The following is a 9011-nucleotide window of genomic DNA, read 5'->3' on the forward strand; positions in this document are numbered from 1 at the left end:
TGCCGACCGTTGGTCGGCACGCTTCTTCAGGTTCAGGGTTCATCGCAGCTGAGAGATTGTGCCGACCAACGGTCGGCACCTACCCAAAGCCGCTACAGCCATTGCAGGCGGTCAGGCGAACGGCAGCTCCGCGGCGATGCATGCGGCGCTGATCGCCGCACACGCCTCTTCGATGGCCGGCGTCGTCGGCGCCAACCGCGGCCGGCGATCCAGCGTGCAGGCCAGCCCTACCTCCAGCAGCGTGGCATGCGCGCCATGCAGCGCCTGTGCGGCGGCGTCGGGCAGGAACCCCGCCGCTGCCAACGCGTCGATCAATGCCGGCGTGGCGCGCGGCTGCAGCAATGCAGGTGTCTGCACACTGCATGCCAGCACGCCGGTCTGCAGCAGGAACTCCAGATCGACCACGCCGCCTGCGCCCTGCTTCAGGTCGAGCCGCGCGGCATCGCTGCGGTCCAGCTCGGTGCGCATGCGCCCGCGCATCTTCAGCACATCGGCATACAGCGTCGCGCGATCACGTTCGCGGCCCAGCGTCTGCGCACGTACCTGTTCGAAATCCTGCAGCAGGCTGGCATCGCCGGCCACGCCGCGTGCACGTACCAGCGCCTGGTGTTCCCAGGTCCATGCGCGTTCGCGCTGGTACTCGGTGTAGCTGGCCAGCGAAGACACCAGCGAGCCCTTGCCACCATCCGGGCGCAGGCGCACGTCGATGTCGTACAGGCGGCCGGCGGCGGTGACCGCAGCCAGCAGCGCCATCACCTTCTGGGCCAGGCGCGCATACCAGCGGCCCGGCTCCAGCGGGCGCGCGCCATCGCTGGCTTCCACGCCGGCGGGATGGTCGTGCAGGAACACCAGGTCCAGATCCGAGCCAAAGCCCAGCTCCAGGCCGCCCAGGCTGCCGTAGCCGATGATCGCGAAGCGGCCGCCGGCGATAGCGCCGTGCGCGGCGTGCATATCGGCCTCGGCCATCGCCAACACCGTGATGACCACCGCCTGCGCCAGTTCGGCCAGTTGCCGGGTGCTGTCGACCGCGCCCTGACGGCCGTCCAGCGTGGCCATGGCCATGCGGAAACTGAGGGCGAGCCGCGTTTCATTGAGCCAACGCAGCGCCGATTCGGGATCCTCCACCGTCAGCACCTGCTGGCATTCGGCCAGCATGCCGGCCGCATCGGGCATCGGCCCGGACACGCGAACATCCAGCAGCTCGTCCAGCAGCAGCGGGTACGCGGCCAGGCGTTCAGCCAGTAATGCGCTGCGTGCGAGCACGTCGACCAGGCGCGCAAGCGCGCTGGGTTGTTCGTCCAGCAGCGCCAGGTAGCTGGTACGACGCAGCACTGCCTGCAGCAGGCCGAGCACGCGCTTGAGCGCGGCGTCGGGCTGCGGTGAACGGGTGGCAGCGTGCAGCAGTGCTGGCAGCACGCGATCCAGGCGCGCACGCGCCGCATCGGACAGCGACTTCACGCCCGTGCCCTGGGCGAAATCGCGCAATGACTGGTCGGCGCCATTGGCATCGAGGAAACCGGCCTCGGCCAGCAGCGCAGCGTTGCTGCCCTCGGGCAGGCTGCGCCAGTAGTTGGCCAGCGCATCCGGCGCGGCCTGGCCCTTGCGCGGGGCCAGCAACGCGGCGAACTCGGTACTGACGCGCTGCTGCTGCACGGTCAATGCAGCGCGCAGCGCATCCCAATCGGCATAGCCGAGGCCGACGGCAATGCGTTCGCGATCCAGCACATCGGAGGGCAGCACATGGGTCTGTGCATCGCGCAGCATCTGCAGGCGGTTTTCCAGCCGGCGCAGGAACAGATAGGCCTCGCGCAACGCGGCGCCATCATCGCGGGCGATCTGCCCGGCGGCGACCAGCGCCTCCAGCGCGACCAGCAGCCGTCGCTCACGCAGCGCCGGCTCGCGGCCACCGCGAATGAGCTGCAGTGCCTGGCACAGGAACTCGATTTCGCGGATGCCGCCGGCGCCACGCTTGATGTCGTCGTGCATCTCGCGGCGCGCAACTTCGGCGGTGATCGCCGCTTTCATCTCCCGCAGGCCATCGAGCGCGGTGAAGTCCAGGTAGCGGCGGTACACGAACGGACGCAGGGTCTGCAGCCACGCCTCGCCAGCGGCGATATCGCCCGCCACTGCGCGTGCTTTCAACCAGGCATAGCGCTCCCAGTCGCGGCCTTCGCGCTGGAAATACTGATCCATCGCCGCGAATGACAGCGCGACGCGGCCTGCGCTGCCGAACGGGCGCAGGCGCAGGTCGACGCGATGGCTGAAGCCATCGACGGTGGTTTCATCCAGCAGCTTGGCCAGGCGCTGGCCGAGGCGGGCAAAGTACTCCTCGGCCGCCAGCGTGCGCGGACCGTCGGATTCACCGCCCTGCACGTAGGCGTAGACCAGATCGACATCGGAACTGAAGTTGAGTTCGCCACCCCCCAGCTTGCCCAGCCCGAACACCACCAGCTGCTGCGCTTGGCCGTGGTCATCGAGGATCACTCCATGGCGCTGGGCGAACTCCTGCTGCAGGGCGTCCAGCGCCAAGCGCAGGCAGTCCTCGGCCAGCGCGGTGGCACCGGCGAGGGTCTGTGGCACGTCGTCCAGCCCGGCCAGGTCGCGCCAGATCAAGCGGGTGGACATTGCGGTGCGCCAGCGCCGCAGCTGCGCCGGCCAGTCGCTGGACTGCTGCGGGTCGAGCACCGGCGCCGGCAGTGGCGGGCAGCCCGGCGCGGCCAGTTGCGTCAACAGGCCGGGCTGACGCACCAGGGTATCCATGGCGAAGTCGCTGCTGACCGCCAGTTGCACCAGCATCGGCTGCAGCTCGGCCGGGATGGGATCGGGCACTGCCTGGGTCAGGCGCGTCAGCGCGCGGTCGACGAGGGGCTGCAGGGTGGCGGGCAATTCGGCGGGGGCGAGGGTCATACCCTGATTCTCGCGGGGTCGGATCCCTTTGCCAACGGCGAAGGGCTGTGACCCGTTGCCGTGGCCTGTGGGGTCAGCGCCTTTTGCCGTTGGCAGAAAGGATCCGACCCCGCACCGCGCATTCATCTTCGGCGGCAGGCAATAAAAAAGCCCGCTTGCAGCGAACTGCCAGCGGGCTCTGCTCCCTCCCCCACGTCGGGATGCAGGGCCATCGTGCGGTGTACGAAAGTACTTTGCACGCTGCACTGCAAAACAAAACTGACGGGTATGGGAGAGGCGTTGCCGGAAACACCATTCCACGAAGGTAGAACCCCCCGTACGGCAGGGGATGGCCGATAATCGGGATTCCCCCCAGAAACGCTGTCGTCATGACTGTTGATCGCATCGCCAACGCGCGTCTTCGTGACCGCGTGGTCTCCGCCGAGGCCGCAGCCGCGCTGATCCAGCCCGGTGAAACCGTGGCCATGAGCGGCTTTACCGGCTCCGGTTACCCCAAGGCCGTTCCCGTTGAACTGGCCCGCCGCATCGAATCGGTGCATGCCCAGGGCCTGCCCTTCCAGATCAGCCTGATGACCGGTGCCTCCACTGCACCGGAACTGGATGGCGCGCTGGCCAAGGCCGATGGCATCGCCATGCGCATGCCGTTCCAGAGCGACCCGGATGCGCGCAACCGCATCAACGAGGGCAAGCTGGATTACATCGACATCCACCTCAGCCACGTCGCCCAGCACGTCTGGTTCGGCTTCTACGGCGAGATCGATACCGCCGTGATCGAGGTTTCGGCCATCCGCGAGGATGGTTCGCTGGTGCCGTCCACCTCGCTGGGCAACAACAAGACCTGGCTGGACCTGGCCAAGAAGGTGATCATCGAGGTCAACGAGTGGCAGCCGGCCGGCGTCGATGGCATGCATGACATCTACTACGGCACCGCGCTGCCGCCGCACCGCAAGCCGATTCCGCTGGTCAATGCCAACGACCGCATCGGCGAGACCGCGCTGCGCTGCGACCCGGACAAGATCGTGGCGGTGGTGCGCACCAACGGACCGGACCGCAACAGCCCGTTCAGCCCGATCGATGCGACCAGCGAACAGATCGCCTCGCACCTGATCGAGTTCCTGCAGCACGAAGTGAAGCGCGGCCGCCTGCCGGCCAACCTGCTGCCGCTGCAGTCGGGCGTGGGCAACATCCCCAACGCGGTACTGGCCGGCCTGGCCAAGAGCGGCTTCCGCGACCTGGCCGCGTTCACCGAAGTGATCCAGGACGGCATGCTCGACCTGCTGCGCGACGGCGTACTGAGCTATGCCTCGTGCACCGGCTTCGCACTGAGCCCGCAGGCCAACGAGACGTTCAAGGAAAACATCGATTTCTACCGCGAGCGCATCATCATGCGCACGCAGGAAATCTCCAACCATCCGGAACTGGTGCGCCGCCTCGGCTGCATCGGCATGAACGGCATGATCGAAGTGGACCTCTACGGCAACGTCAATTCGACGCACGTGATGGGCACGCGGATCATGAACGGCATCGGCGGTTCGGGCGACTTCGCGCGCAATGGTTTCCTGTCCGCGTTCCTGAGCCCGTCGACGGCGAAGAACGGCACCATTTCGGCGATCGTGCCGATGGCCAGCCACGTCGACCACACCGAGCACGACGTGTCGGTGATCGTGACCGAACAGGGCCTGGCCGATCTGCGTGGCCTGACCCCGCGCAAGCGCGCGCAGGTGCTGATCGACAACTGCGCGCACCCGGACTTCCGCGCGCAGCTGCAGGACTACTTCGACCGCGCCAGCCGCGAGAGTTACGGCAAGCACACCCCGCACCTGCTGCCGGAAGCGCTGTCGTGGCACCAGCGCTGGCTGGATACGGGCACGATGAAGGGCTGACGCCCGCTTCTGTGGAGCCGAGCATGGCTCGGCTCTACAACTGGCAGCACCGCAACATCCTGCGGAGCCGAGCCCATGCTCGGCTCCGCAGCACGCGGCTTATCCGCGCAGCGCCGCCAGCGATTCGGCCTGGATGCGCTCGTAGATCTCGAACTCATCGTTCACCGCCGCGCCCAGCGCCTGTTCGAAGGCTTCGCGATTGGCATGTGCGGTGTAGGCGCGCTGCTCGCCACCGCCCAGGTTCGACTGGAAGATGCCTGCTGCACTGACCGGCAGGAAGTCCTCGTAGACGATCGGATCGGCCGTGGCCAGGCCCGCTGCAACCAGTACTTCGGCCGGCAGGTCGGCCACGCGTTCCGGCGCGGCGCGGCCAGCGTCGGTCAGCTGGTAGCGGTAGTAGCCCAGGCCTTCCTGGCGCAGGGTGTCATGGTCATCCGGGAAACTGGCGAACACCGCCTGCAGGCGCTGGCCGTAGTCACCGCCTGTGCTGCCCGCGCCGCCTGCATCGCGTGCCTGCGTCAACAGCTGGTCGTACAGCGCGCGACCCTTGGCGGTCAGTGCCAGGCCGCGCTGTTCGATCTCGCCGAAGCGCGCGGTATGGGTGCCGGCGTCGCCGCCCTCGTTGTCCGGGAAGTGCACGGCTTCTTCCAAGGCCTTGAAGCTGGTCTGCCGCAGCAGGATCGGGCAGGCGCGACGCGGCGGGCCCTCGATCACCGCCTTGGCGGCCATGCCGTGCTCGATCATCGCCGCCTGTGCAGCGTCGATGTCCAGCGTGCGCGGGGTCAGGTGATTGATGTGCGGGCCACGGAAGCTGACCACGTCGGCCACCAGCCGGTGCGCCTTGTGCAGGGCATGGTAGGTCGGCAGGTCGACGGTGGCGTCGCCATGCCAGCGGAAGGTCTCCAGCGCCTGTTCGACGAAGCGTTCGGCATCGGCCTCGCTCAGGCCACCGTCACGCTCGGCCTGGTCGATCAGCGCCAGCGCGTCGTCGGTGAAGATGCGGCGGCGGGCGAGAATCTCGGCCGACTGCGCACGCAGCGCCTCATCTTCGATCAGCTCCAGGCGCAGCAGCGAGGTGAACACGCGGAACGGGTTCAGTGCCAACGCAGCGGCGGTCAGCGGGCGGAAGGCGGTGGAATGCACCGGCACGCCGGCCACCGACAGATCGTAGTAGCCCACCGGGTACATGCCCATCACCGCGAACAGGCGGCGCAGGGTCGCCAGTTCCTGCGGGGTGCCGACGCGGATCGCGCCATGGCGTTCTTCGTCCAGGCGGGCGCGCTCATCATTGCGCAGCAGCTGCGCGGCCAGCGCCGGGTCCTGCGCCAGGACCTGCGAGTTGATCCGCTCCACCAGTTCCACCAGCGTGCCGTACAGCGGCACTTCGGTGCGGTACATGCGGGACATGGCCTGGGCGAACAGGCGGCGGATCACATCAGGCGAAACGAAAGAGGCGCTCATCAGTCACTCGGTTACGGGAACGGGGAACGGCGAGAACCCGTATTGTCGCCGGAGTGCGCGGCGGCGGCGATACGCAGAGCAGCATGAAGAGCATCGGTAGCGCGGGGCCATGCCCGGCGGATCCCAGGACCGCGCTGCGCGCTCGCCGGGCGTGGCCCGGCGCTACCGTTTCAACTGGCGCTTCAGCGTGGCATCCAGGGTGATCGGCCGGTCCCAGTGCTCGTAACTGGCGACGATGGCGTGGCGCACGGCGCGGTAATGCAGGTTCTGCGGCTTGGCCGGCATCCGCTTCACCACCTCGGCCCAGCCGCCCTCGGGGTCCTGGCTGAAGGCGCGCACGCTGTCGCGGCAGGTCTGGCCACTGGCCTTGGCCCAGAAGCAGGCGAAGTAGATGTCGCCGGCCTGCCACTGGTGGGTGGTGGCCAGCGCGGCGATGTAGCCGCGCGGAACCCCGGCGTAGCGCGATACCTCGTCGAGGAAGGCATCGGGGTAGCGCTCGGCGTAGTGGTTGATGTCGGCCAGCTGGGTGTCGACCCAGGCGTCGCCGGTATCCACCTCGTAGGTCGCCGAACGTTCGGCGGTCTGCTGGGCCAGCACGATGGCCGGCGCCAGCAGCAGGGACAACAGCAGCGCGCGCAGTGGCAGTTTCATGACCCGATTCTGCCGCAGCGGGCGCGCCGTGTCAGGCCGCGGCAGCGGCCTTGGCCTCGATCGTCGCCAGCGCGGCGGGCCAGTCCCAGGCGGTATCGGCGTTGACCATGCGCGGTTCGTCGTCGGCCACGCCGTGCTGGGTCTCGTGCGCCCAGGTCACCGCGTAAGGGGTATGGATGCCCCAGCCGCCGAGGGTGATCACCGGTTCGATATCCGAGCGCAGCGAATTGCCGACCATCACGAACTGCTGCATCGGCAGATCGAATTCGGCCAGCACGCGGGCATAGGTTTCCGGGTCCTTCTCGGACACGATCTCGATGCGTGGGAACAGGTCCGCCAGCGCCGCCACCTTGATCTTGGCTTCCTGATGGAACAGATCGCCCTTGGTGATCAGCACCACCGGGTACTGCGCGGCGATGGCCGCCACCGACTCGCGTACGCCGTCGATCAGTTCGACCGGATGGCGCAGGGTGTCGTGGCCGATGTCGAGGATGCGCTGGATGTCCTTGGCCTCGATACGCTGCGAGGTGATCTCGATGGCCGCTTCGATCATCGACAGCGTCATGCTCTTCACCCCATAGCCGAACACGCCGAGGTGGCGCTGCTGCACTTCCAGCAGGTGGCGGGCGGTCTGGGTGTCATGGACGTCGATGTAGCGCGACAGCAGGTCCAGGTAATCCTGCTCGGCCTTGCGGTAGTAGTCCTCGCTCTTCCACAGCGTGTCGTCACCGTCAAAACCGACCAGGCCGATGGCGCGCGAAGGCGCAGGCGTGGAGGTGTTCATCGCCCTAGGATACAGGCGCTGAGATGACGAAAAAAACCCGGGTGGCCGAAGCCACCCGGGTTGCCCATGCACCGGTTGTCCCGAATTCAACCGTGGATCAGCGGCCCTGGCCTGCGGCCGGGCCAGCCGCGCCGGCACCGGCCTGCTGGGCGGCCACGTAGGCCTTGTACTCGTCGGCACTCAGCTGGCCGTCCTTGTTGGCATCAGCCTGGTCGAACACCTGGGCAAGGCCCGCATTCACCTGCGCCTCGCTCTTGCTGATGGTGCCGTTGCCATCGGTATCGATGCTGGCCCAGGTCTGGCCACCGCCGTTGGCCTGCGCCGACGCTGCTGCGGCCGCATCGGTCGCCTGGTCAGCGGCCTTGCCAGCCTGTGCCGCCGCCTGCTGGGCCTGCGCCGCTTCGTTCTGTGCATGCGCGGCCTGCTGCTTGGCCGACTGCGCCATCGCCGGGATGGCCAACACGCTGCCGGCGGCGACGATCAGGGCGATCAGGGGCTTGCGGTTGCGAATAGTCATCTGGGGTGTCTCCTGAAGGGTGGTAGTGCGCGGTCGTTGTCTCCGCACGGCACCTACCCTGCCACCGCATTTCTGAATCGATTTTGCGCGGCGATCGCCGCGAACACGCATGGTTAACCACCCACGCAGACGCATGCGTTAGCGCGGTGGTTAGTGCGAAGTGAGCAGGGAGTAAGACGAGCATTCAGCGCTACCGGATTTAACCGGCAGCGAACGAAAAACCTGCGTCAGTCGACGGTTTTTTCCGATGACCGCGAACTGAACAACACCCACCCCAATGCAACACCGGAGAGCGCACCGGCGATTTCCAGCACCACGCGGCTGCCCAGTTCGTTCGGATCGTGGATGGTGGACAGGAACAGGCGCGCATACAGCGGCGACTCCAGCCGCACGATGCCCATGTAGAACAGCTTCCAGGCGTCGATGCCGGCGGAGATGATCACCGCGATGACGCACGACCAGCCGATCGCATGGCCCACGGTCCAGTGCAGCAGGCGGCACAGGTGGTGCCACAGGAAGTACACCAACAGGCCGACCAGCAGGGCGATGAGGCCCGCTTCAAGCGTACCGAGCAGGCCGAAATGCAGGGGAAGGTTCATCGGGCGGGGACGCAGGAGAAGGCGGCCAGTGTAAGGGGTAAGTGTATGGGCAGGGCTGCGCCCTGCACCTGCAGAGGCCACTGCGCAAGCAACAGCAACAGCGGCATTCCGTGGGAGGGCGGGGCGGTGTGGGCATGCAGGACACGCCGTGAACCCATCCATGGGGGCTCGATGGCGCCATCCATGGCGCCAACGGTCCTGCATGCCCA

General features: G+C 67.4%; 7 protein-coding genes. 1 reads left to right on the top strand and 6 read right to left on the bottom strand.

Features of this window, described 5'->3' with window-relative positions; translation table 11 throughout:
- Positions 1 to 111: 111 nt before the first annotated feature.
- The gene (glnE, locus tag ACFX4F_RS07805) at positions 112 to 2907 is read right to left on the bottom strand and encodes a bifunctional [glutamate--ammonia ligase]-adenylyl-L-tyrosine phosphorylase/[glutamate--ammonia-ligase] adenylyltransferase (protein ID WP_380653861.1); all 2796 of its coding nucleotides are present in this window, start codon (positions 2905 to 2907) and stop codon (positions 112 to 114) included.
- Positions 2908 to 3275: 368 nt separating this feature from the next.
- Between glnE and ACFX4F_RS07810 the strand changes: the two genes are divergently transcribed.
- Positions 3276 to 4790, top strand: coding sequence for an acetyl-CoA hydrolase/transferase family protein (locus ACFX4F_RS07810; RefSeq protein ID WP_165376092.1), 1515 nt, complete (start codon positions 3276 to 3278; stop codon positions 4788 to 4790).
- A gap of 99 nt (positions 4791 to 4889) precedes the next feature.
- On the opposite strand, the gene ACFX4F_RS07815 is transcribed toward ACFX4F_RS07810, so the two are convergent.
- From ACFX4F_RS07815 to ACFX4F_RS07835, 5 genes are all read right to left on the bottom strand, one after another.
- The gene (locus ACFX4F_RS07815) at positions 4890 to 6251 is read right to left on the bottom strand and encodes a VOC family protein (RefSeq protein WP_380653865.1); all 1362 of its coding nucleotides are present in this window, start codon (positions 6249 to 6251) and stop codon (positions 4890 to 4892) included.
- Between the two features lie 162 nt (positions 6252 to 6413).
- Positions 6414 to 6902 (bottom strand): hypothetical protein, encoded by a 489-nt coding sequence (locus tag ACFX4F_RS07820; RefSeq protein WP_312111953.1) that lies wholly within the window; start codon positions 6900 to 6902, stop codon positions 6414 to 6416.
- 31 nt (positions 6903 to 6933) lie between these two features.
- Complete coding sequence (locus ACFX4F_RS07825) at positions 6934 to 7686, bottom strand: HAD family hydrolase (RefSeq protein ID WP_032975604.1); 753 nt, start codon at positions 7684 to 7686, stop codon at positions 6934 to 6936.
- 97 nt (positions 7687 to 7783) lie between these two features.
- Positions 7784 to 8203, bottom strand: a complete 420-nt coding sequence (locus ACFX4F_RS07830; RefSeq protein WP_380653870.1) for an EF-hand domain-containing protein — start codon at positions 8201 to 8203, stop codon at positions 7784 to 7786.
- Positions 8204 to 8430: 227 nt separating this feature from the next.
- Positions 8431 to 8802 (bottom strand): hypothetical protein, encoded by a 372-nt coding sequence (locus tag ACFX4F_RS07835; RefSeq protein WP_025878234.1) that lies wholly within the window; start codon positions 8800 to 8802, stop codon positions 8431 to 8433.
- Positions 8803 to 9011: the final 209 nt, after the last annotated feature.

It is taken from the genome of Stenotrophomonas sp. YIM B13575 (assembly GCF_042787595.1).
GTDB lineage: Bacteria > Pseudomonadota > Gammaproteobacteria > Xanthomonadales > Xanthomonadaceae > Stenotrophomonas > Stenotrophomonas lactitubi_B.